General features: G+C 65.8%; 17 protein-coding genes. 4 read left to right on the forward strand and 13 right to left on the reverse strand.

Annotated elements, in window-relative coordinates:
- Positions 1-14 precede the first annotated feature (14 nt).
- The 5 genes from IB223_RS15880 to smc all read right to left on the reverse strand — a co-directional run bounded on the left by IB223_RS15880 (position 15) and on the right by smc (position 5,724).
- Positions 15-362, reverse strand: coding sequence for a low molecular weight protein tyrosine phosphatase family protein (locus IB223_RS15880; RefSeq protein ID WP_192202725.1), 348 nt, complete (start codon positions 360-362; stop codon positions 15-17).
- Positions 363-460: 98 nt separating this feature from the next.
- On the reverse strand, positions 461-817 hold the full coding sequence (locus IB223_RS15885; RefSeq protein WP_343227212.1) for a DUF2200 domain-containing protein: 357 nt from the start codon (positions 815-817) through the stop codon (positions 461-463).
- A 161-nt stretch (positions 818-978) separates the two neighbouring features.
- Complete coding sequence (locus IB223_RS15890) at positions 979-1,296, reverse strand: hypothetical protein (RefSeq protein ID WP_192202726.1); 318 nt, start codon at positions 1,294-1,296, stop codon at positions 979-981.
- Between the two features lie 155 nt (positions 1,297-1,451).
- Positions 1,452-2,186 carry a cell division protein ZipA gene (zipA, locus tag IB223_RS15895; protein WP_192202727.1) on the reverse strand — a complete coding sequence of 245 codons (735 nt, stop codon included), beginning with the start codon at positions 2,184-2,186 and terminating at the stop codon, positions 1,452-1,454.
- Between the two features lie 34 nt (positions 2,187-2,220).
- Positions 2,221-5,724, reverse strand: coding sequence for a chromosome segregation protein SMC (gene smc / locus IB223_RS15900; RefSeq protein ID WP_192202728.1), 3,504 nt, complete (start codon positions 5,722-5,724; stop codon positions 2,221-2,223).
- A 276-nt stretch (positions 5,725-6,000) separates the two neighbouring features.
- Here smc and IB223_RS15905 point away from each other — a divergent pair, with 276 nt between their 5' ends.
- Positions 6,001-7,203, forward strand: coding sequence for an amino acid aminotransferase (locus IB223_RS15905; RefSeq protein WP_192202729.1), 1,203 nt, complete (start codon positions 6,001-6,003; stop codon positions 7,201-7,203).
- A gap of 73 nt (positions 7,204-7,276) precedes the next feature.
- On the opposite strand, the gene ugpC is transcribed toward IB223_RS15905, so the two are convergent.
- Positions 7,277-8,359: a sn-glycerol-3-phosphate ABC transporter ATP-binding protein UgpC gene (gene ugpC, locus IB223_RS15910; protein WP_192202730.1), complete on the reverse strand. Its 1,083-nt coding sequence runs from the start codon at positions 8,357-8,359 to the stop codon at positions 7,277-7,279.
- A 436-nt stretch (positions 8,360-8,795) separates the two neighbouring features.
- Here ugpC and glk point away from each other — a divergent pair, with 436 nt between their 5' ends.
- The 3 genes from glk to IB223_RS15925 all read left to right on the forward strand — a co-directional run bounded on the left by glk (position 8,796) and on the right by IB223_RS15925 (position 12,753).
- The gene (gene glk / locus IB223_RS15915; RefSeq protein WP_192202731.1) at positions 8,796-9,803 is read left to right on the forward strand and encodes a glucokinase; all 1,008 of its coding nucleotides are present in this window, start codon (positions 8,796-8,798) and stop codon (positions 9,801-9,803) included.
- A gap of 232 nt (positions 9,804-10,035) precedes the next feature.
- Positions 10,036-11,946: a phosphogluconate dehydratase gene (gene edd, locus IB223_RS15920; protein WP_192202732.1), complete on the forward strand. Its 1,911-nt coding sequence runs from the start codon at positions 10,036-10,038 to the stop codon at positions 11,944-11,946.
- A 150-nt stretch (positions 11,947-12,096) separates the two neighbouring features.
- The gene (locus IB223_RS15925) at positions 12,097-12,753 is read left to right on the forward strand and encodes a bifunctional 4-hydroxy-2-oxoglutarate aldolase/2-dehydro-3-deoxy-phosphogluconate aldolase (protein WP_192202733.1); all 657 of its coding nucleotides are present in this window, start codon (positions 12,097-12,099) and stop codon (positions 12,751-12,753) included.
- Between the two features lie 152 nt (positions 12,754-12,905).
- On the opposite strand, the gene IB223_RS15930 is transcribed toward IB223_RS15925, so the two are convergent.
- From IB223_RS15930 to IB223_RS15960, 7 genes are all read right to left on the reverse strand, one after another.
- Positions 12,906-13,607, reverse strand: a complete 702-nt coding sequence (locus IB223_RS15930; RefSeq protein ID WP_192202734.1) for a hypothetical protein — start codon at positions 13,605-13,607, stop codon at positions 12,906-12,908.
- Between the two features lie 119 nt (positions 13,608-13,726).
- On the reverse strand, positions 13,727-16,882 hold the full coding sequence (locus IB223_RS15935) for a discoidin domain-containing protein (RefSeq protein ID WP_225591130.1): 3,156 nt from the start codon (positions 16,880-16,882) through the stop codon (positions 13,727-13,729).
- Between the two features lie 37 nt (positions 16,883-16,919).
- The gene (locus tag IB223_RS15940; RefSeq protein WP_192202735.1) at positions 16,920-17,741 is read right to left on the reverse strand and encodes a carbohydrate ABC transporter permease; all 822 of its coding nucleotides are present in this window, start codon (positions 17,739-17,741) and stop codon (positions 16,920-16,922) included.
- A complete protein-coding gene (locus IB223_RS15945; RefSeq protein ID WP_192202736.1) occupies positions 17,738-18,622 on the reverse strand; it encodes a sugar ABC transporter permease in 885 nt (294 codons plus the stop codon). The genes IB223_RS15940 and IB223_RS15945 overlap by 4 nt, the downstream gene beginning before the upstream one ends.
- Positions 18,619-19,899 carry a sugar ABC transporter substrate-binding protein gene (locus IB223_RS15950; protein ID WP_343227213.1) on the reverse strand — a complete coding sequence of 427 codons (1,281 nt, stop codon included), beginning with the start codon at positions 19,897-19,899 and terminating at the stop codon, positions 18,619-18,621. Before IB223_RS15950 ends, IB223_RS15945 begins: the two co-directional genes overlap by 4 nt.
- Positions 19,900-19,980: 81 nt before the next feature.
- Positions 19,981-21,615, reverse strand: coding sequence for a glucoamylase family protein (locus tag IB223_RS15955; protein ID WP_225591131.1), 1,635 nt, complete (start codon positions 21,613-21,615; stop codon positions 19,981-19,983).
- A 92-nt stretch (positions 21,616-21,707) separates the two neighbouring features.
- Entirely contained in the window at positions 21,708-24,683 is a 2,976-nt protein-coding gene (locus IB223_RS15960; RefSeq protein ID WP_192202739.1) for a TonB-dependent receptor, read from the reverse strand.
- Positions 24,684-24,689: the final 6 nt, after the last annotated feature.

The following is a 24,689-nucleotide window of genomic DNA, read 5'->3' on the forward strand; positions in this document are numbered from 1 at the left end:
CAACACGGGGAAGCTCAACCCGGGTGCGCGGCTCCGGTGGGCAGGAACCGCACCACCTTCTCCTTCAACCGTTGGATGAGTGCCGGATCCATGAAGTCGTAGTTGTCTGGAATGTCCAGGCAGACCACGCGCTTGCCGCCGAGGTGGCGGGCGAACTTCGCTGACAGGCGGGCCCGGTGGACCTTCTCCATCACGAAGATCAGGTCCGCCCATGCCAGCAGCTCGGGCGACACCGGCACCTCGGCTTCATGACCCAGTCCCGCCGAGGCCGTCTCGATTCCCGGCCAGTCGGCGAACACCTGCTCCGCCGTGGGGCTGCGCAGGCGGTTCTGGGTGCAGATGAAGAGGACGTGGCGGGGCATGGTGGGAGTGTGCGGGACCACAGGGCGATGGGCCAAGGCCCACCCTACGTGGTGCAGCCGACACGTAGGTAGGGCGGGCCCCGGCCCGCCATCCAGGTTCACCGCAGGATCTTCTCCATCGCCTTCCCTTTCGCCAGTTCGTCCACCAGCTTGTCCAGGTAGCGGATCTTCTGCATCAGCGGGTCGCCCACGTCTTCCACGCGCACGCCGCAGACCAAGCCTTTGATGAGCGACGCGTTCGGATGAAACGCCGGCGCCTCGGCGAAGAATGTGGCGAAATCCTTCTTCGACTCGATCTGCCGGTCCAGTCCGGCCTGGTCGTAACCGGTCAGCCAGCGGATGACCTCGTCGACTTCCGCCTGCGTCCGTCCTTTGCGCTCGGCTTTCTGCACGTACAGCGGGTAAACGCTGGCGAAGGAGATGGTGAAGATGCGGTGAGTGGATATCGTGAGCACTCCAGTAGACCGGGACAACGTCATCTGAAGCAATCGCAGGATGGGTTGAGCCGGAGGCGGCTTTCAACGGCGAAGCCGGTCTACCCATCAGGATCTTTCAGCGGCAAGCGATGGGTATCGCTTCGCTCAACCCATCCTACGTGCTAACGCAACCAATGCGCTCATCCAGCAACGATGGATGCAGCAATCAGGGTCGCGAAGAGCAAGCCCATCCAGACCAGTCCGATGAAATTTGCATTGCAGAGAAAACGGTTGAGCCACTGCTGTCTCTCTTCGCTGCTAAGACTTCGCCGGTACGCGCGCATTTCCTCGTGCGGCCACCTTCTTACGAGGAACGAGAACCGTGAAGCCTCATCAACGACCAGCGCTCGATCGACGATACGGACCTTGACGACGAAGAAGAAGAGCAGCCAGAAGACGGCCTGGATCAGAAATCCTAGGCCAACAAGCATCGTTAGCAGAAGATGGAGTAACTGCATCCAATGCCTCCATCACGCTAGCGGGAACGTTAGAAGGGAAGTGAATCTGCCTAGGATCTTTGGCGTCATGCACGATGAATAGAGTTGCTGCGCCGTTGAAAGCCGCTTCGCTCCATCCATCCTAAGAGGCTTGCCAACCCATCAGTTGCAGCACCTCACCACCGCGGCGCCTTCGTCAGCGGCGGCGCCTCATGCTGCCGGTCATACGCGCGCAGTTCCTCGCGGATGTGCTGGATGCGCTGGCGGCCGAGGGTGTTGCGGCTGTCGTCGAGGACCACGCCGCCCAGCAGTTCGGCCATGCGTTCGACGTTGGGCAACAGCTTCTCCCACGCTTCCAGTGCGGTCATCGGTGCGGGCAGGGTCAGGAAGAACGCGATGGCCGGGGTTTCCAGCGTGCGGATGTTGGCCATGTCGAAGCTGCCCGGCTGCATGATGTTGGCCATGCTGAAGACCGGGCCGCGCTCGGGGTGGCCTTCCACCAGGCGGTGGAAGACATTCATGTGACCGAAGGTCAGGCCGGTCTTCTCGGCAGCGACCACGATGTCCTCGCCACGCAGTACCTGCCCGGCCTTGGCCGCGACATACAGCGAGACGATCTTGTCGAAATCCTGGCTGGGCCGCTTGCCCAGATCGCTTTCCACGCCGGCGACCGGCGTACCCCCGGGCAGGCCCAACTCGGGCTGGCTGACGCGATCGTCGCTGTAGTCCTGCACCTGCTCGCTGGTGTCGTCGCCGGCAATACTGGGCTCGACGCGCGCGGTGTCGCGCTCGGCGGGTTCCAGCCGGCGACCCTGGCTGGGTTTCTTGGGACGACCGAACAGGAAGATCGCCGCCACCAGCAGGACGCCGGCAACAACGATTCCGATACGAAGCATGGCCATGTCGGACACAGGGGTTTCTCCGGCAGGGTGGGATCGATCAGGGTCAGGCGGCGCCGGCCAGGCGGGCGGCCTCTTCGAGGTCCACCGACACCAGCCGGCTGACACCGGGTTCCCGCATGGTAACGCCACTGAGCTGGTGTGCGGCTTCCATCGTGGCCTTGTTGTGCGACACGAACAGGAACTGCACCTTCTCGCTCATCTCCTTCACCATGTTGGTGAAGCGGCCCACGTTGGCCTCGTCGAGCGGCGCATCGACTTCGTCCAGCAGGCAGAACGGCGCGGGATTGAGCTGGAAGATGGCGAACACCAGCGCCACGGCGGTCATCGCCTTCTCGCCGCCGGACAGCAGCGAGATGTTGGACACGCGCTTGCCGGGCGGACGCGCCATGATCGCCACGCCGGTGTCGAGCAGGTCTTCGCCGGTGAGTTCCAGATAGGCGTGGCCGCCGCCGAACAGGCGCGGGTACAGCTGCTGCACGCCGGCATTGACGCGGTCGAAGGTGTCCTTGAAGCGGCCACGGGTCTCGCGGTCGATCTTGCGGATGGCTTCTTCCAGCGTTTCCAGCGCGGTGGTCAGGTCGACGTTCTGCGCATCCAGGTACTCCGAACGCTGGCTGGCTTCGCCGTACTCGTGGATGGCGGCGAGGTTGACCGGCTCCAGCCGGCGCATGCGGCCGTCGATCTGGGTGACGGTCTGCTCCCACTCACGCAGGTCGGCGACCTCGGGCAGCGTGTTGATGACGTCGTCCAGCACGAAACCGCCCGCGACCACGGCCTCGGACAGCTGCTCGGCCTTCAGCGCGAGTGCCTGCTGGTCGAGCTTGCGCTGCGAGATGCGCTCGCGCTGGGCCAGTGCCTGTTCGTCGCGCTGCTGGCGCGTCTGCTCGTACTGGCGCAGCTCGTTGTCGATGCCCTCCAGCAGCGAACGCGCTTCCGCCAGTTGGCGGTCGGCGGTGACGCGGTGTTCCAGCGCGACCTGGCGCTGGGTTTCCAGCTCCTGGACCGGCGAGTCGCCTTCGTTCAACTGCAGGGTGAGCTCTTCCAGGCGCGAATCCAGCTGCCCGCGCTGCCCGCCCATGCGGTCCAGCGCCTGGCTGAGCGACACGATCTGGGCGCGCTGCGATTCCAGCGTCAGTGCCAGCGCGTGCACGGTGTCGCGCGAACTGCGGGCGGCTTCGCGGGCCTGGTCGCGGGCCTCGACCAGCTGGCGGCGTTCGCCTTCCAGGGCCTGCCGTGCGGACTCCAGGTCGCCCATGCGGGTAACCGCATCCTCGAGCTTGGCACGGGCTTCGCGCGCCTGTTCGCGGCTGGCATCCAGCGTTTCGACCAGCTGCGCGATCTCGCCGTCGATGCGTTCCAGGCGGGTGCGGGTGGCCTCCACCTTGCCCTGCTGGCTCTGCAGCTGGCCGGCCAGTTCGGAGACACCGCGATGGGCCATGTAGAGCGTGCGCTGCGCATCCTCGCGCTGCTGCTCGGCAGCGAGCAGTTGGTCGCGCAGGTGGGCCAGGCGCTCTTCGAGTTCGGCTTCGCGCGCCTGCAGGGTTTCGATCTCGCCGCGCAGCGACTGGATCTCGCGCTCGCGCAGCAACGCGCCCTGCTTGGCCGCGCCGGAGCGCAGCACGCGCACCCAGCCTGCGCCGAGACGCTCGCCATTGCGGGTGATGACGGAATCGCCCTCGCCCAGCTGCGATTGCAGGCGGCGGGCTTCGCCCAAATCCTCGGCCACGTGCAGACGGGCCAGCAGGCGACGGATCGCCGCCGGCCCCTGCACCTTCGCGGCCAGCGAGGTCGGTGCGAACGCGACATCGCCACGGTCATCCGACACCAGGGCGATGCGGCCGTCACCCAGTTCGCCGAGCGCATCGACCAGGGCTTCGGGCGCGTCGACCAGAACGCCTTCGATCAGCTGGCCGAGCGCGCCTTCGACGGCATTCTCCCAGCCCGGCTCGACGGTCAGCTTCTCGCCGACGCGCGACGCGCTGTCCAGGCCGCGCGCCTTCAACCAGCTCATCGCGGCACCCTGTTCCTGGCCCAGCGCGGCGTGCTGCAGGGTTTCCAGTGAGGACAGGCGGCCACGCGCTTCCTGTGTGCGCTTGCGCACGTCGGACAGTTCGGTCTGGGTGCCACGCTGCTGTTCCTGCATGTCGGCGGCGCCCTGCTTGCGCGCCTCGACCTGCTCGGCCAGCGTGTCCAGCGATTCCTTCTGGGTGTCGTGCTGCAGCTGCAGTTGTTCGAAGGCGGATGCCAGTGCGTCCAGATCCAGCCCGAGGCGTTCGTTGGCCAACGCCTCGCGACGGCGTTCGGCCTCCAGCGACTGGCGGTCGAGGTAGTCCACGCGCGTGCGCTCGACATCGCCGGCACGCGAGGCTTCCGCCGATTCGCGGCTGTGGGTTTCCCAGCGCTGCTGCCAGTCGGACAGCCGTGTCTCGGCTTCGCGCAGCGCGTCCTGGCGGAACACGTCCTCCTCGCGCAACTGCTCCAGTTGCGGTTCGGCATCGGCGACCGACTCGCGCAGCACGTTCAGGCGGGTCTCGTCGCCGCTGATGTGCTGGCCGAGTTCCTGCAGTGCGTTATGGGCTTCGTCACGGGCGCGTTTCAGGCGGTCGCCGAGTTCGCGCTGGTGCTGGATCTGCTGTTCGATGCGGGCCAGCGTGCTGCCGACCTGGTAGACCTCGCCCTGCGCCTTGTTGAGCGCTTCGGCGGCTTCCTCGCGACGCACGCGGTCGGTTTCGAGCAGGCGCTCGGCTTCGCGCTGTTCGGCGATCAGCTGCTGCAGCTTGGTTTCTTCCTGCGACAGCGCCTCGCGCAGGCCCTGCAGCTTGCCGTCCAGGCCGCGGTACTCCAGCGCCTTCCACTCGGCGTCCTTCACCCGGCGCTCTTCCTGCAGCGCCTTGTACTGCTCGGCCTGCTTGGCCTGACGCTTGAGGTGCTCGAGCTGCTTGCCGATTTCCTCGCGCAGGTCGTTGAGGCGGTCAAGGTTCTCGCGGGTATGGCGGATGCGGGTCTCGGTTTCCTTGCGGCGCTCCTTGTACTTGGAGATGCCGGCCGCCTCTTCCAGGTACACGCGCAGGTCTTCCGGCCGCGCCTCGATGATCTGGCTGATCATGCCCTGCTCGATGATCGAGTAGCTGCGCGGGCCCAGGCCGGTGCCGAGGAACAGGTCGGTGATGTCGCGGCGGCGGCACTTGGTGCCGTTGAGGTAGTAGTTGCTCTGGCCGTCGCGGCTGACCAGGCGCCGGACCGAGATTTCGTTGAAGGCGGCGAACTCGCCGCTGATGGTGTGGTCGCTGTTGTCGAAGATCAGCTCGACCGAGGCCTGCGACACCGGCTTGCGCGCCGCCGAGCCGGAGAAGATCACGTCGGTCAGCGAATCGCCGCGCAGGCGGCTGGCCGAACTCTCGCCCATGACCCAGCGCACCGCATCGATGATGTTCGACTTGCCGCAGCCGTTCGGACCGACCACGCCGGTCATGTTGGTCGGCAGGTGCAGCACCGTGGGGTCGACGAAGGACTTGAAACCGGACAGCTTGATGGTGGAAAGGCGCATGCGGCGGTGTCTTCCGGGCACCGCGACCGGACCGGGCCGGCGCGCTGCCGCAAGTGTGAAGTGGGATCAGCTAGGACGGCCAACCTGTTGATTCGTATGGCAATCCGACCCGCCCGAAGGCGTGCCAACGAATGAGTATAGCCGCCCCTGCCATGGGATGCCCGGGCCTTCCGGCGCCGTACTCCCGGCCGCTGCTGGCGTACGGAGAGGCCGGCGCCTGTTAGCATCGCAGGCCGCTTCACCCCTCCTCCCTCACTCATCAACGGTCCCCACTCCGTGTCTCTTTTTGCATCCGTCGAACTGGTGCCCGGCGACCCCATCCTGGGGCTGACCGAGGCTTACAACGCCGATCCCCGCACCCAGAAGGTCAACCTGGGCGTCGGCATCTACTACGACGAACAGGGGCGCATCCCCCTGCTCGACTGCGTCCGCCAGGTGGAACAGGCGCTGGCCGACGCCGCCAAGCCGCGCGGCTATCTGCCGATCGATGGCCTGGCCGCCTACGACGCCGCCACCCGCGAACTGGTGTTCGGGAAAGATTCGGACCTCGTCGCTGCAGGCCGCGTGGCCACCACGCAGACCGTCGGCGGCAGCGGCGCGCTGCGCGTGGGTGCGGACCTGCTGAAGAAGCTGCTGCCGCACGCCACCATCGCGATCAGCAACCCGAGCTGGGAAAACCACCGCGCGGTGTTCGGCGCGGCGGGCTTCGACATCGTCGACTACACCTACTTCGATGCCGCCACGCACGGCCTGGACTTCGCCGGCCTGCTGGCCGACCTGGGCCAGCTGAAGCCGGGCACCGTCGTGCTGCTGCACGCCTGCTGCCACAACCCCACCGGCGCCGACCTGACGGTCGAGCAGTGGAAGCAGGTCGCTGCCTTGATGAAGGACCGCGGACTGTTCCCCTTTATCGACATGGCCTACCAGGGCTTCGACAAGGGCATCACTGAAGATGGCGCTGCGGTACGCATCGTCGCCCAGGCCGGCATCGACAGCTTCATCGTCGCCAATTCGTATTCCAAGTCGTTCTCGCTGTACGGCGAGCGCGTCGGCGCGCTGTCGGTGGTCGGGCCGGACGCCAACGCCACCAAGGCGGTGCAGTCGCAGGTCAAGCGCATCATCCGCACGATCTACTCCAGTCCGTCCACGCACGGTGCCGCGCTGGTGGCCGGCGTGCTGGCGAGCAGCGAACTGCGTGCGGTCTGGGAAAGCGAGCTTGGCGGCATGCGCGAGCGCATCCATGCCCTGCGCGCCGGACTGGTGGACAAGCTGGCCGCCCTCGGCGCGCCGGAGTTCGCCTTCATCCAGCAGCAGGCCGGCATGTTCTCCTACTCGGGGCTGGGCAAGGCGCAGGTGGACCGGTTGCGCGATGAGTTCGGCATCTATGCCGTGGGCACCGGCCGCATCTGCGTGGCGGCCCTGAACCAGCAGAACCTGGGCTACGTAGCGGAAGCGATCCGGACGGTCAGCCGCGACTGACCGGAACGCATCCTGCTGCAAACGAAGAAGGGAGGCCTCGGCCTCCCTTCTTTGCTTTCTGTCTTGCGGTGGGTCAGGCCAACCGCAAGCCGGTGTCGGGGTCGAAGAAATGCAGCGCAGCCCCTTCGACGGTCACGCGCAACGCCTGGCCCGGTTCCGGCAGGCGCTGCGGCGGCACGCGCGCGACCAGCGCCTGGCCCGCGTACGCAAGGTTGACGAAAACCTCGTTGCCCACCGGCTCGATCAATTCCACCTGCGCCTCGAAGGCCGGTTTGCCGATGCTTGCCGGCTGCAGGTGTTCCGGCCGCACGCCCATCGCCACGCGGCGTCCTTTCCATGCATCGGCGACCGGTGCGTTGCCGAGCGGCAGCCGTGTCCCGTCGTCGAGTGACAGATGCAGGCCGTCGGCCTGGTCGAGCGTGCCATGCAGCACGTTCATCGCCGGGCTGCCTAGGAAACCGGCGACGAACAGGTTGGCTGGCCGTTCGTACAACGCCATCGGTGTGTCGATCTGCTGGATCTCGCCATCCTTGAGTACCACGATGCGCTGGCCCAGGGTCATCGCCTCCACCTGGTCGTGCGTCACGTAGATCATGGTCGCGCCCAGCTGCCGATGCAGGCGGCCGATCTCGGTACGCACCGAGTGGCGCAGCTTGGCATCCAGGTTCGACAGCGGCTCATCGAGCAGGAACACCGAAGGCTCGCGCACCAGCGCACGCCCGAGCGCCACACGCTGGCGCTGGCCGCCGGACATTTCGCGCGGCAGCTTGCCCAGCATGTGCGTCATGCCCAGGGTTTCGGCAGCGGCGTTGACGCGCCGATCGATCTCGGCACGCGGCGCCCCGCGCAGCTTCAAGCCGAAGGCCAAGTTCTCGGCCACCGTCATGTGCGGGTACAGCGCGTAGCTCTGGAACACCATCGCGATATCGCGATCTTTCGGTGCCACGTCGTTGACGCGCCGTTCGCCGATCAGCAGGTTGCCGTCGGAGATCTCCTCCAGGCCGGCGATCATCCGCAGCAGCGTGGACTTGCCGCAGCCGGACGGTCCGACCAGCACCATGAGCTCGCCATCGGCGATCTCGAAACTGGCCCCGTGCACGGCCACCTGGCCGTTGTCGTACACCTTGCGCACGCGGTCGAGTTGGACACTGGCCATCATTGCTCCGGTCGGGCGACGCCCATGGGTTGTATTCGCTGCGATCGGGCCCTCCCGATGGCAGGCATGCCCTCGCGGGCGATGCGTTCGGCTTCCCTTTCCGCAGGCGGGGAAGTTCGGCTATTCTGCCATGTAACCGTTTTCACAACGCAAGCCGTCCCCTGCATGCTGATGTGCGCGGGCGGGTCGCACTGCCCACGCACGCCATGTCCGCCACGCCTCCCTGCGCCTCCGACCGCACGTCCTCCTATTCCGGAATGGCGCATACGTATACGGATGCCGCATGGACGCGCATGCCGGCATCCCGTCGGTGCAGGTGCGCGCTATCATGCGCCGCCCACGCGATGTGGCCCTTCCCCGGCAGCACAGGATCGACCAGGCGAATGCAGCGGACCCGTTTTGGAAGCCACCCCGCATCGAACAGGATGTTTGCCGCATGAGCAACGCCGAGCGCGTCCTTCTCGCCGATATCGGCGGCACCAATGCGCGCTTCGCGCTTGCCGATGCGGCCGCTGCCGTTCCGCTGCTGGACGACAGCGTGCGCGAGTTCGTGGTCGCCGACTTCCCCTCGCTCGCCGAGGCCGCGCAGCATTACCTCGATGAAACCGGCGCCACGGCGCAGAACGGTGTCTTCGCCGTTGCCGGGCGCGTCGATGGCGATGAAGCCCGCATCACCAATCATCCGTGGGTGATCTCGGTGAACCGCACGCGCCAGGCATTGGGATTCCAGGGCCTGAAACTGGTCAACGACTTCGCCGCGCAGGCGATGGCGGTGTCGCTGCTGACGCCACGCGACGTGGTCGCCATCGGCGCCGCGCAGTGGCAGCCTGCGCCGTTGTCGGTGCCGCGCACCTACGCCGTCATCGGGCCCGGCACGGGCCTGGGCGTGGCGGCGCTGGTGATCCGCGACGGCCGTGCGTATCCGCTGGAAACAGAAGGCGGGCACGTCAGCTTCCCGCCCGGCACGCCGGAAGAAATCCGCATCCTGGAGATCCTGTCCGCGCAGTTCGGCCGTGTATCGAACGAACGCCTGATCTGCGGCCCCGGCCTGGTGAACCTGTATCGCGCGCTCAGCGAGATCGCGGGCGAGGATCCGGGCGGCCCGCTGGAACCGAAGGATGTCACTGCGCGCGCCGCGGCAGGCGATCCGCGCTGCGTGCGTACGCTGGACGTGTTCTGTGCGGTGTTCGGCGCCATCGCCGGCGATCTCGTGCTGACCACGGGCGCGTGGGATGGCGTGTTCCTCACCGGCGGATTGGTGCCGAAACTCCTGGCGTCGCTGCAGCATTCCGGCTTCCGCCAGCGCTTCGAGCACAAGGGACGCTTCTCGCCCGCGATGGGCCGCGTGCCGACGCTCGCGAACGTGCATCCGCGGCCGGGCCTGCTGGGTGCGGCGGCGTACGCGGTCGAACTGTTCGGCCCCAAGACACCCGCGCGCACCTGAGGTTTTGCGCAGATGCGCGCTGCAATGCAACACGCGCAATACTCCGATGCAGGGACTGGTCTGCCTTTGGTCGCTTTCGCACCTGCGTCAAAGGCGGTAGAAAGCATCATGCCGTCGCCGTCGTTCCCCGCCCTTCCCCTCCACGCGCTGGAGATGCCGGAAGGCTGCGCCTCACGGCCTCATCTCGCCACGCCATGCAGAATGCATCCCTCTGCAGCCTAGCCCTACGCCCATGAGCCTGCACCCCCGCATCCAGGAAGTCACCGAACGCATCCGCCAGCGCAGCGCCCCCCTGCGCCGTGCCTATCTCGACGGCATCGATGCCGCGCACCGCGACGGGCCGCAACGCTCGCGCCTGAGCTGCGGCAACCTGGCGCATGCCTTCGCCGCCTGCGGGCCCACCGACAAAGGCCGGCTGCGCGCCGACGTGACGCCGAACCTCGGCATCATCAACGCCTACAACGACATGCTGTCGGCACACCAGCCGTTCGAGCATTACCCGGAGATCATCCGCAAGGTGGCGCGCGACCTCGGTGCCACCGCGCAGGTCGCCGGTGGCGTGCCCGCCATGTGCGATGGCGTGACCCAGGGTCGCCCCGGCATGGAACTGTCGCTGTTCTCGCGCGATGTGATCGCGCAGGCCACGGCGATTTCGCTCAGCCACGACATGTTCGACGCCGCGCTCTACCTGGGCGTGTGCGACAAGATCGTGCCGGGCCTGCTAATGGGCGCACTGGCGTTCGGCCATCTGCCGGCGGTGTTCGTGCCGGCCGGCCCGATGTCGCCGGGCATCCCCAACAAGGAAAAAGCGGCGGTACGCGAGCGCTACGCCGCCGGAGAAGCCTCGCGCGAGGAACTGCTGGAAGCCGAGGCCGCCAGCTATCACGCCGCCGGCACCTGCACGTTCTACGGCACCGCCAACTCCAACCAGGTATTGCTGGAAGCGATGGGCTTGCAGTTGCCGGGCACCTCGTTCGTCAATCCCGACCAGCCCCTGCGCGACGTGCTGACGCGCGCCGCCGCCGAACGCGCGCTGGCCATCACCGCGCTGGGCGACGACTACCGTCCGATCGGCCGCCTGATCGACGAGCGCGCCATCGTCAACGCGATGGCGGCCTTGATGGCGACCGGCGGCTCCACCAACCACACGATCCACTGGATCGCAGTGGCGCGTTCGGCCGGGATCGTGTTGACCTGGGACGACATGGACCTGATCGCCCAGACCGTGCCGCTTCTGGCCCGCGTCTATCCCAATGGCGAAGCCGATGTGAACCGCTTCGCGGCAGCCGGTGGCACGCAGTTCGTGTTCCGCGAACTGCTGGATGCCGGCCTGATGCACGACATCACCACCATCGTGCCGGGTGGGCTGCGCGCGTTCTGCGATGAACCGCGCCTACAGGACGGCAAGCTGGCCTACGCACCCGGCGTAGCCCAGAGTGCCGACGAGGAGGTCGCGCGTCCCGTCTCGCGTGCGTTCGAGCCGCAGGGTGGGCTTCGCCTGTTGCGCGGCAACCTGGGCCGTTCGCTGATCAAGACATCGGCAGTGAAGGCGGAGTACCGCTACATCGAAGCGCCCGCGGTGGTCGTCGATGATCCGCGCGCATTGAACAAGCTGCACGCTGCCGGCGTGTTGCCGCAGGACTTCGTGGCCGTGGTCCGCTACCAGGGCCCTCGCGCCAATGGCATGCCGGAACTGCATTCGCTGGCACCGCTGCTGGGCCTGCTGCAGAACCAGGGCCGGCGCGTGGCACTGGTGACCGACGGCCGCCTGTCCGGCGCCTCGGGCAAGATTCCCGCCGCCATCCACCTGACCCCGGAAGCCGCCCGCGGTGGTCCGCTGGCCAAGCTGCGCGAAGGCGACATCGTGCGTCTCGATGCGGAAGCCGGCACGCTGGAAGCCTTGGTCGATGCGGCGGAATGGGCGGCGCGCGAGATCGCGCCGAACACCTCGCCCGCCGCGCTGGACATGGGCCGCAACCTGTTCGCGGTCAGTCGCGACGTGGTCACCCCTGCGGATCGCGGCGCCATGTCGATTTCCTGCGGCCTGCCGTACCACGACGGCACGTGGGAATACGATGCCGAGTACGAACTGGGCGACGCCGCGCATGCCGCCGAAGCGCCGCATGAAGCCAAGGATGCATGAGCTTTTCCCTTCTCCCCTCGGGAGAAGGTGCCCGAAGGGCGGATGAGGGGCGAAGGCCGTCCCGGTGGTGAACCATCCGGACCTTCGTCACCCCTCTCCCCAACCCCTCTCCCGACGGGAGAGGGGCTCAACCCAACAAGTCGACACGCCATGACCATCCAAGCCCGCCAGCAGAAAGCCGAATCCCTCCTCCGCGCCGCCGGCATCCTGCCGGTCGTCACCGTCCATACGCTGGATGAAGCGCGCAAGGTGTCCGAAGCATTGCTGAAAGGCGGCCTGCCCGCGATCGAGCTGACACTGCGCACGCCGGTGGCGATGGAAGCGCTGGCGATGCTGAAGCAGGAGCTGCCGGACATCGTGATCGGCGCGGGCACGGTGCTGACCGTCGAACAGATGGAGCAGTCCATCGCGGCAGGCGCGGATTTCCTGGTGACGCCCGGCACGCCGCCGCACATGGCGGAAGCGCTGGCCGCCGCGGACATCCCGGTGGTGCCCGGTGCCGCCACGCCGACCGAACTGCTGTCGCTGATGGCGCGCGGCTTCCGCGTGTGCAAGCTGTTCCCCGCCACCGCCGTGGGCGGTCTGGCGATGCTGAAAGGGCTCGCCGGCCCCATGTCGGAACTGAAGATCTGTCCCACCGGCGGCATCACCGAAGACACCGCCTCCGACTACCTGTCGCAGCCCAACGTAGTCTGCATCGGCGGCTCGTGGATGGTCCCGAAAGGCTGGCTGGACAACGGCGAGTGGGACAAGGTCACCGAGAGTTCGGCCAAGGCCGCCGGCATCGTGCAGCGCGTGCGCGGCTGACATCTCCGCCGTGTGTGGGAGCGACGTGAGTCGCGACCGCGAAAATGAAGCATCGTGAAGTTGGGCGCAATCGGGGTGCTGCCGCTTGAAGCATCATGCTTGTACCGACACCACCGGACTCGGCTGCCTTGCGGTCGCGACTCACATCGCTCCTACATTGGAGCACGGCGCTTGAGTTCCATTGCCAGGCCCTGCCGTCTCCATCCCCAGGCGAGCACAGCGTACCAGCCGACCATCAGCAGTCCGAGCCACCACTCGAAGACGTTCTCCCACCGGTCCTTCGCTGCCGGGTCGGCGACGAGCAAACCGGCGACGACATTCGCGACGCCAAGCAACAGCATCGCCAGCGCGATCCACGACATTCCTGCGAGCGTGCTTGCCGGCAGTGCATGCGAGAGTGAGGCACGCCGCATCAGCGCCAATTGCGCCAGATAGCCGAATCCGAAGTAGACGACCACGCCGTAGCGCCTCAGGAAACGGTAGGTCTCGCCTTCGGTGCCAAGGAAGGTGGCGTAGACCGCCAGTGCGAACGCGGACAGGACACCCAGCAGCAGCATCGCACGCCCGCCGTGCAACCAGCGCACCGACAGCCACCACACCAGCGCATGCAGCACCGCGCAGGGGATCACCATCAGGCGGAACAGGTGATTGCCCAGTCCGTGCCGAGCCGCACGACTGATCGAGACGCAACCTTCCGTGTAGGGCAAGCAGGCAGGCACATGGCCGCCCTGGATCGACAACAGGTAAGCGGCGTGCGCGGCGACCACGAACAACAATGTGATCAGCAACGGGAGCGGCCAGAGCGGGATGCGGGTGGTGTCGGCGGGCATGGCGGCGACGGGACGATACGTCACATGGGCAATGTACTCCGACCCACGATGCGGCGCAGAGCCGGAGTTTGCCCGGCCTGTGCAGGCCGCCGTGCGGATCTCCGCCGCAAGGCAGGGCAGCGGAGCGAGCTCCGCTGCTCCGGTCAGGGCATCTTCGCTACCACGCGGGCGGGCAGCGAGGTGATGCGCAGTTCACCATCCTTCCACTGCGCCGGCTTGCCGTTGATGCGGGTCTCGCCCGGCGTCGTCCCGTAGGGCCACGGCAGCACCAGTCCGCCCGCCGGCAATCTCAGCCCGGCCTTCGCTTCCAGCACGACTTCGTCCCCAGCGCGACGCAGCGAGTAGCCCAGCACGCCATTCGGTGTACGCAGGCCGTCGATGGCGATGCCATCGCCATCCAGCCAACGGGAGGGAACGCCCGATGCCAGCACGATGCTGTCATCCAGTTCGCGCGTGTAGGCGAACATGTCCAGCGCCGAGCGCACGAAATCCGACGCCACCCATGCATGCGGCAGGTCACCGACGAAGAACGGTTTGCGCGGCGTGCGCGACACCACTTCCGCCCACTGGTTCCAGGATTGCGGTGCGCGATCCTTGAAGAAGTAGTCCAGCACGTCCCAGGCACGGTCGCGCCAGCCCAGTCGGACGAAGGCCGCCACGTTGCGCCATTCGTAGGGCGTGTAATCCTTCCACTCGCGCTTGCCGTCGCGGCGCTGCACGAACTCGGTCCAGTAGCGCTCGAACGTCCCGTGCAGCAGGTCGGCCGGCAGCTTGCCCTGTTCCCCGCCCGGCGCCAGCGCAATGGTGGTCGATGTGGGGTCGAAATCGCCGATCTCCGCTGCGCCTGGCAGATACGTGATGCCGTGCAGTTTCGTGGCCGCACGCAGCGACGCGTAAAGGTCATCGCGGAACTGGTCACGCGACGCGGCCATCCGCTTCGACGCAGCGGTCTCGCCCAGCGCCTCCGCCACTTCGACCGCGTCCTTGTAGCCCCGCAGCGCCCAGAAATTGTCCCAGTACGAATGCATCGGCTTGGCCGAATAGCCTTCGTGGCTGATCGAGGCCGGCATCATGCCGAAGAAGGCCGGATTGACGGCACGGTTGGCCTCGGTACGCTCGCTGAGGCGCAGTTCGTCCATGTAGGCGAAGGCGCCCTGCACGTGCGGCCACATCTTCCGCAGGAACGCCTTGTCGCCGGTATAGCGGTAGTACTCGGCGATGTTGAAGATCAGCTCGCCGTGGCTGTCGTTCTCCGGCACGGGGTCGCTGCCGCGGTCGTCGACGCAGCACGGCACCTTGCCGTTCTCGAACTGGTACGGCGCGTAGTACTCGACGTATTCCTTGACCACCTCCGGGCGGCCGAGGCGCAACAGCCCTTCGGAGATCATCGCACCGTCGCGGATCCAGCTGCGCGAGTACGAACGCGTGCCCGGTTGCAGGCGCGGGCCGATGCGCGAGATCAGCATGTGCGCCAGCGCGGTGCGCAGCGTGTCGGCGACCGGCTGCCCTTCCGCAGGCACCTGCAGCTTCACTTCACCGAGCTTGCCGCGCCACATGGCGGCCGTCGCATCCCGGTCGCGCGTGGCATCGATACGCGCCGGCAGATCGCCTTCCAGCGGCGCGACCCAGTCGATGTCGCGGCTCTCGCCCGGCGCCAGGGTGAACCGGTACAACATCGCGCCCGACGTGAGGCCGGTCGCATCGTCCGTCACGTGCGCGCTGCCCTGTTCGCCCCCGGCATCGACGACGTCAAGCCGCTCGCGGACCAGCCCTTCATCGAACCGGGATGCCAGCACCGCGTCCGGCTGCACGAACCGCACGCTGTCGCGCCCGTTGACGGTGGCCACGCCGTCACGCAACGCCAGCGCGTTGACCGGGCTGAAGCCGCCCGTCGTGTTGAGGAACTGGCTGGGGGGATTCACCTGCCAGGGCTGTACGGCCAATGCCAGCACATAGTCGCGCGGGGCGACACCCGTGTTGGTCAGGCGATGACGGGCGACGACGCGCGAGTCGCCGGGTCTGCCTGCGGCAAACGCCGTGGTGGAAAGCGCGAAGGCGGCATGCTTCCAGGCGACGGTCGGCATCGGCAGATAGCCATCCTGCAGCGATTGGGTCGCCTGCACGTCCGCCCAGCCGATCCAGCGTCCATCGACCTGCACGAACGGCTCGACGCTGATGCCGCCCTTCGCGATCTCGATCGCCCCGTCCTCACCAATCAATCCCTGCTCGCGCCCGCCATCCAGGCCCACGATGGTCCAGTACGGCTGCTCACCACTGAATCCGCGCGGGAACCAGCCCTTCGGCGATTCGGCCGCCATCGCCTTGATCAGGTCGTTGGGGTGTGCGGCGAACGCCAGCGGCTTCACCTCCAGCTCGGCCAGCGAGAACGAACGTCCGGGACCATCGCCGACATTGACGCGCACATAGCGCGCCTCCGATTCCGGCAGCGCCAGATAGTCGTTGCCACCATTGCCGCCCACCACCGTGCGGACGTCACGCCAGCGCATGCCATCGTCGGACAGTTGCACCAGATAGTCCGATGCGTACTGCCCGGATTTCCAGCGCAGTACCAGGCCCCCGAACTCGCGTACCTTGCCCAGGTCCAGCGTCAGCTGGGGATCCGTGTCGCCATGCAGATCGGCCGACCACGCCGTCTCCCGCCTGCCGTCCACAGCCATCGTCGCCGTCCCTGCCGGAAACGCCACGGTGGCGCTTGCCTTGCCTGTCAGTGCGGCGCCGTCATCCACCGGCAAGGGTTGGAATGTCAGCTGGTCGAAGCAGATCGCGCCCTTGCCGCCTGCATTGTTGTAGACCGTGAACTCAAGCTTCGCGCTCCGACGCAGCACGCGGTCGGGGTCCGGTCCCCACGCCTTGTCGATGTGGCGCTGCTTGTAGCGCACCGGTGTCCAGGTCGTCGGGTAGTCGTACTTCGGCCGGTTGACCCACCAGACGTTGTCGCCACTCGCGTCGATGACCTTGAACTGCAGGTCGTTGCGTGGGGAATCGCCACGCAACTGGAAGCCGAACCGGTAGTTCGCCGGGTATTCCAGCGACAGGTCGCGCTGGATGCCCGCATGCCCGGACACGCCATTGAAATCGTAGTCCAGGCAAAGCGCCTTGCCTTCCACACCATCGACGAGCCGAACGGCGGCACTCACCTGGTTCGACGTGACCACCCGCCAGGTGGCGACGTCGTCGAAACCGTCCAGCACGCGCACCGGTTCGGCGGCCGCGGCACTGAACGCGACCAAGGCAAGCAGCAGGAAACCGGCCGCAGCGCGGAAATGGGTCGACATCATGTTTTCGTCTCCGACAAGGGGCTGCAAGGCGACAGGCTCAGCCTTTCACGCTGCCCAGCAACAAGCCCTGGATGTAGTAGCGCTGCAATGCGAGGAACAGCAGCAGCACCGGCAGGATGGTGACGACCGAGCCCGCCATCATCAGTTCGTAATCCATCACGTGCTCGCGCGAAAGTCCTGCCAGTGCCACCGGCAGGGTCTGCAGTGCGTCATCGCTCAGCACGATCAGCGGCCACATGAAATCGTTCCAGGCGCCCAGGAAACTGAAGATGGCCAGCGTCACGAGGATCGGCTTGAGGCCCGGCAGCACGATCTGGAAGAAGATGCGGGCCTCGCCGGCGCCATCGATGCGTGCGGCCTCGAGCAGTTCGTCCGGGATCGAGCGCGCGTACTGCCGCACCAGGAAAATGCCGAAGATCGCCGCCATGCCCGGCACGATGGCGCCAGCATAGGTGTTCACCAGCCCCATCTGCTTCAACAGCAGGAACAGCGGCATCATCGCCACCTGCGCCGGGATGACCAGCGCCGCGAGCAGCGCGCGGAACGTGCGGTCGCGCCCTTTGAAGCGCAACTTGGCGAAGGCGTAGCCGGCCATCGTGTTGAACAGCAGCGACAGCAGCATCACGCAGGTGGAGACGATGAAACTGTTGACCAGGTAACGCCCCATGCCCGCGCGCACGAACAGTTCGCGATAGTTGTCGAGCGTGGGGGCCGCCGGCAGCAACGGCGGCGGGAAATGCCCCGCCTCGCCGGTCTGCATGAACGACACCGACAGCATCCACAGCAGCGGGCCGAGGCTGACGATGGCCAGCGCGACCAGCAGCGCATTGACGGCCACGGCGGCGACGCGCGTATTCATTCGACACCCCGCCTGCGTGCGAACCACAGCAGCCCGCTGGTGACCGCCGTCATCAGCACGAACAGCAGGAATGCCACGGCGGACGCGTTGCCCAGGTTCCACCACTTGAAGCCTTCGTCATACATCAGGTACAGCACGCTCTTGGTGCTCTCCAGCGGGCCACCCTGCGTCATCACGTAGGGTTCGGCGAACAACTGGAAGTAGCCGGCCATGGTCAGGATGCCGACCAGCAGCAACACCGGGCCCAGCTGCGGCAGGGTGATGTGGCGGAACTGCGCCCAGCGCGAGGCACCGTCGATGCGTGCAGCTTCGTACAGGTCTTCCGGGATGCTCTGCAGGCCGGCGAGGAAGATGATCATGTTGTAGCCGAAGTTCTTCCAGACCGCGAACAGGATGATCGTCGGCATGGCCCAGGCGGGATCGCCCAGCCAGTCGACCGGATCGATGCCCACCCAGGACAGGGCCCAGTTCACCAGCCCGTATCGGGTGTGGAACAGGTAGCGCCAGATCACCGCGACGGCGACTACGGTCGTGACCACCGGCGCAAAGAAGGCGGTACGGAAGAAGCCCTTGAAGCGGCCAAGCTTCGAATGCAGCAGCAGCGCGGCGCCGAGCGACAGCGCCACCGACAACGGCACGCCTGCGGCGACGAAATACACCGTATTGCCGAGCGACTTCCAGAACAGCGGGTTCTGCAGCAGGCCGACATAGTTGTCCACGCCGACGAAGCGCAGGTTGTCGAGATCGGCCAATGCATAGATGTCGAAATCGGTCAGGCTGAGCGCGAGCGCGGCCAGCACCGGCAGACCGAAGAACACCACGATCACGGTGATGGCGGGCGCGGCGAACAGCCAGCCCGCAAGCGAATGCGACGACCTCATGGCGCCGCTCCGGACTTCGCGGCCTGATCCAGCATCCAGCGACGCTTCTCGAGGATGCGGTCGGCGCGGCGGTCCAGTTCCTCGGCCGCCTGGTCCACGCTCATGCGGCCGTTCGCCACCTGCTCGCCGACCAGCCGCATCTCGGTGGCGATACGCTCCCACTCCGGCACCTTGGGAGTGGAGACGGCACGCTCCAGCTGTTCGCGGAATGCACGGGCATACGGATCACCCGCAAGCGCCGGTGTCTGCCACGGCGAGCGACGCGGCGGCAGATCTCCGGTCAGCGCATGGAATTCCGCCTGCACCGACGGCGACGACAACCATGCGATCAGCTTCCACGCCGCCGCCTTGTTCGGCGAATCCTTGAACACCACGAAGCTGGTGCCATTGGCCAGTGAGGCGCCGGGACCTTCGGGACCCGGCAGCGGCATCGTCATCCAGTCGTCCTGCTGCGCGGCAGGCAGGCGCTCCTTGAACTTGGCGATGTTCCAGGGGCCCGAGATGTAGAACGAATAGAACCCCTTGCCGAACTCGTCCCAGACATTGGAGATCTGGTTGTTGGTGACGATCGGCGCCCATCCCTGTTCGAACATCTCTTTGTAGAAACCGAGCGCCTGGCGGAAGCCCTCGCTGCGGAAGTTGCCGTAACGGCCGCCATCGCGCAGCAGCGGTTCGGGCTGCTGGATAGCGAGGCTGAGCAGCGGCTCGAATTCGTTGAGCGGCAGCAGGATCGAGTAGTTGCCCTGCCCCGCGACCTGCTTCACCTGCCGCAACGCCACGCGCCACTCATCCCAGCTCGCCGGCAGGGTCTCCACGCCGGCCTTGGCCAGCATGTCGCGACGGTAGAACGGCAGACGCGTCTCCACGTACCACGGCACTGCGTACGCGCGGCCTTCGATCACGCCGGTATCCCAGACACCGGGGAAGAAATCGCCCTGATCGAAACCCGGTGTCGCAGCGATTTCATCGTCCAGCGGCTCGAGTGCACCGAGCGCGGCGAATTCGGGTATCCAGGTATTGCCGATCGGGCTGACATCCGGCAGCGATTCACCCGCGAAAGCCGTCAGCAGCTTTTCATGAGCGGACAGCCAGGGCACGATCTGCAGGTCGACATGGACATCGGGGTGCTGGCGTTCGAACTCCGGCAGCAGCTTCGCCACCACCTCGCCCTCGTATCCCATCACCCAGAAGCGCACCACCGTGCGCTCGTCCCGCGTGTCCGCGCAGCCGGCGACGGTCATCGCGAACAGCAGGAACGCCAGAGAACAGCAGCGCACCAGGGCCCTCCTTCCACCGGAGAAGACCCTGATGCGTGCTGGAGAGACCCATGCTGGCGCACGCTCATCCATGTGCGCAGCTTACTCTGGCTGCTGCGGACGCGCCGCCTCAGGCTGCGCGGCCTGGTTGGCACGCGACTCCGCCGTGCCCAGCGCACGTGCGGCCGCGGCGTCGGGATCCGCCGGCGCCGCCGGTTCTGTGGTGGCGGCTGCCACCGCCTTGTCGGTCTCCGCCTCCAGCCAGCCGCCCTGGAACCCCGCCTTCCGCAAACCCTCGCGAATGTAGGGGTTCTTCTTCATCACGCTCCAGACGAAGTCGCTGCGGTAGTTCGCGATCATCGCCAGGATCGGACCCTGGTCGATGCCGATGTAGTCGCTGGAGACCCAGCCCTTGCCCGGCACGATGCGTCCGGTCTTCAGCGGGATGTCGTAGTCGAAGCTCGGATTGAACGAATCCAGGAAGCCGTAGCTCGAATACAGGTAGTCGCCGTAGCGACGGTGCATTTCCTCGGTGGCCGGGATGACGATCTCCGGTGCGAACGGCAGCGAGGCCACGGCAGCGGTCGGCGCGATGGTGCCGTCGTCGAAGTTTTCGCGGAAGCCGGCGCCGCGCGCGGAGTAGTGGCGGAACGGGCGCTGTTCGCCGCGATACTCCTGCGTGGTCTGCTGCGGACCGTCGGACGCGGTCAGGCCCCACACGTTCTCGCCGTAGTCCTTCCATTTCATCGGGTTTTCGATCGCATACGCGCGCTGTGCGTACGTGGCGCGCCGGCTGTTCTCGAAGTAGTCCATGCCGCGCTCGCGCATGTACGCATCCTGGATGCCACGGAAGTCGATCCAGACGTGGCTGTACTGGTGGCCGAAATGCGGTGCGAACGTCAGGTATTCCTGGCCCTGGAACACGCCCCACAGCTCGCTGTAGCTGCGCGTCCACACTTCCCACGCCTCGGGGCCCACCGGATGCGTCGGCGAGGCCATCGCCAGCACATAGACCATCATGGCCTCGTTATAACCCTTCCAGTCGTGCGGGATGGTGCCGCTTTCGGGGAACCAGCCCATCGAGATCAGCGGCTTGTTGTTCTGCAGGAACGTCCAGTCCACGCGCCGGTACAGCGTGTCGGCGATGTCGCGGATCTCCTTCTCGCGCGCGTCGTCCTGGTCGTAGTACGACTGGGCGAACAGCACACCCATCAACAGCAGCGACGTGTCCACGCTGGACAGCTCGACCCAGCTGTCGAAGCGGTGGCCATTCTGCATGTCGAGGAAGTGGTAGTAGAAGCCCTTGTGGCCACCCTTGCCCTCCTTCTGCGGACCTTGCGGTACGTCGCGCAGGAACTTCAGGGTGGTCAGCGTGCGGTCCACTGCCTGGGTACGGCTCACCCAGCCATTCTCGATGCCGATCGGATACGCGGTCAGCGCGTAACCCATCGACGCGATGCTGGCGAACGGACGCGATGGATAGCGGTCCGGCGTGAGACCGTTCACTTCGTTGGTGGTGTCCCAGAAGAACTGGAACGTGCGGCGTTCGATGTCGCGGAACAGCGGGGGCAGTTCCGGCTTCGCGGGTGGCTCGGGCTTGGCGGCGACCGCAGGCGCGGCAGGCTTGGCGACAGGCGCCGCAACCTGCTCGGGTGCCTTCTGGCAGCCCGCGATCAACAGAGTCAGCGCTACGCCGGTGAACCAGGACGAACGCGAGGCTTGGGTGATCTTTTTCAAAACGTCGTTCCGTTGTAATCGTTTACAGGACCGCATGAAACAAACCCGCCGGTCAGACGGCGCACGAGGCGCCGCCTGAGGGCGGGTGAGTATTACCAGTCGAAGCCGAAAGACAGCTTGAACGTGCGCGTGGGCCACAGAATCTCGTTGCCGTTGCGGCGGCCGAAATTCGGATTCTGGACTTCGCCTGCGCCGCCTCGCCAATCGGTGTACTGGTTCCAGTTACGCCAGTTGAATGCATTGATCAGATCAGCCCGCACCTTGAAGCCGATGTCGGTGCCCGTGCTCCAACGCTTTTCCAGGGCCAGGTCGAATTGCTTGTAGCCCAGCGTGCCTTCCGGCTCGAAGGGATCGAAGAAGCAATTGTTGCTGCTCGGTGCGTCGTTGCAATTGATGGCGTAACGCGGACGCTGGCTGGCCAGGGTCAGCTTGCTGCTCAGCGTCACGTCCCATCCCAGATCGACGATGCCCGACATCACCAATCGATGCTTGGGTACGCCCGTCGACGTGATCAACGTGTCGGGGATGACCGGATAGTCGCCCACGAAATTGCCATTGTTCTGTGCAGAATCGATCAGGTTCTCTTCGGCATCGCTATACGTGTATGCCAGGGTAGCGCCCCAGCCCGAGGCTTCGGTGAACGGCTTGTCGATGGACAACAGCAGTGAATTCAGCCGCGTCTCGACGCCATTGTCACCGAGGATGAGGGAACCGTAGCCGGGAATCGCCTGGCCCCACGGCTGTCCGCCCCACGTTGCGCCCGGGACGTTGTAGTAACGACCGTCGGAGTAGCGGTTACCCAGGCGGAAGTAGATGCCGTCATGTCCACGGATGTGCGACAGGGCGACCGACGTATTCCACTCCTGGCCCCACAATGTCACCGCATTACGCATACCCAGACTGAACTGGTCGGAGTACGGCGTCTCCAGATCATTGTTCAGCAGCCGGACCTCACCACCCGAGCGCGGGTTGGCCGCAGCGTAGGCTGCCAGACCTTCCGGCGTGAGCAGAGCCGGATTGAACGGGATGCAGTTGGTGCCGCTGCAGCCGTGGATCGGCGTGGCGAAATTGAGCTCGTAGGTGGTGAACGCACCAGCGTAGTATTCGCTGGCCATGTAGTCGAATAGATTGCGGTCGTACGCCCGGCCGGCGCCGCCGAAGATCACGTGGCGCTGGTCGCCATTGAGATCGTAGGAGAAGCCGAAACGCGGCGCAAAGTTATCCTTGTCGTCGTCGCGGTTGGAACCATTGCTGATGTAGTCCTCGACATCGAAATCGGTGTTCTGGATGTTGGTCCATCCACGCAGTGCCGCGGCAATGCCCGGATCCACGACGTAATCGGTATAGCTCGGGGTCTGCTCATAATCCCAGCGGATACCGAGGTTCAGCGTCAACTTGTCGGTGACTTCCCAGTCATCCTGCACGTAGATGCCGAATTGACGATTGTTGGATTCCACGAACGGCGTGCGGCCGGTGAAAGGCGTCGTGTACTGGACCCGGTATGGCTGGGTCATGCTTTCGTTGACGTCGTACCAGTAGCGTGGATACGGGGGAAACTGCTGGAAAGCCTTCAGTTCGACGTCCTTGTACTTAACACCTGCCTTGACCGTATGGCGGTCCCAACCATAGAACGTGAAATCATTCTGGATGCCCCAGCCTTCCTGGCCCTTGTCCTGGAAGTTGCCGCCGCCACCCGTGTTCAGCACGATCAACGAAAGGTTGCCCGGGTTGCTGGGATCGACGACGGTGTAGGCGTTGCTCGGCGCGTTGGTCAATGGCTGCGGGTTGTACGCCGACTCTTCGAACGTGATGTGCGCATCGTTCATCCAGTTTTCGGCCGAATAAACCGAACGCAGATCGTACCGCGTCTCGTCGTTCACAAGCTGCGTCGCGCGGCTGACGGAATTCTGCCCACCGATGTCCAGCGTGCCTGTTTCGTCGCGCTGGCGAATGCTGAGCTCGATCAGGTGAGCATCCGACGCCTGCCAACTCAACTTGCCAAAGTAGAGATCCTGATTGAAGGGGCGAGTGGCGCTGACGTACTGCGACGTGATGGCGGCAGGCAGCGTGGCGGGATTGACCTGGTTGGGTGGAATGATGTCCGCCGGGACCACGAAGTCCTTCGCCTCATACGACACGAAGAAGTGCAGCTTGTCCTTGATGATCGGGCCACCGAACGACACACCGTACTGCTCCGTCGTTTCGGGCGTCTTGGCGCCGGCTGCATCTTCCCGCGGCGTGGACTTGCGCCAGTCGTCGGAGGTGCGGTCCCAGAAGAAGCTGCCGGTGAACTCATTCGTGCCGGACTTGGTGACGGCAGTGACCGCCGCGCTGCTGATCTGGTCGTACTCGGCCTTGTAGTTGGATGTGATGACCTTGTACTCGCCGATCGCCGACTGCGGGAACGGGTTGCCGCGGCTGTCGTCCTGGCCAGTGATACCGCCGGGTGTCACGTAGTTCTTCTGCCCAACGCCATCGATGAAGACGTTGATCTGGCTGGAACCCTGCGCACCACTTCGCAGTTGTGACTCGTCTCCGTTGACGCTGGAGATGAACTGCATGCCCGGCACGGTATCTGCGAACGCCAGGAAGTTGCGCGAATTCTGCGGCAGCGAATCGATCTGCTTCTGGCTCACGTACGTGGCCACTTCCGAGGTCTTGGTTTCCACCAGTATCGGTGCAGTGACGCGGATGGTGTCCAGCGTCGTCGCATCACCCGTGGGTGCAGCGACAGGCGGCGCATCCTGCAGGTTCAGCGTGGCGGTCTGGCCTACGGCCAGTGTCACGGCGCGGCTGCTGGTCTGGCCACCCGCATTCACTTCAATGCGATAGGTGCCCGGCGGCAGACCACCGATGTTGTAGTTGCCATTGGCAGCCTTCGACGTACGCGTCAGGCCCGTGTCCACGTTGGTGACAGTGACCGTTGCGTCCTGTGCGACAACGCCACGCAGCGTGGCCGACGTGGACTGCGCCATCACGTGCGGTGCCGCCATGGCCAGGCAGCTGGCCAGGGCGCAGGACAACAACTTGCGATTGGGTTGGAACGTGGTGCGGTTGCGATGTTTCATTGGCTC

The organism is Pseudoxanthomonas sp. PXM03 (genome assembly GCF_014852005.1).
Lineage (GTDB): Bacteria > Pseudomonadota > Gammaproteobacteria > Xanthomonadales > Xanthomonadaceae > Pseudoxanthomonas_A.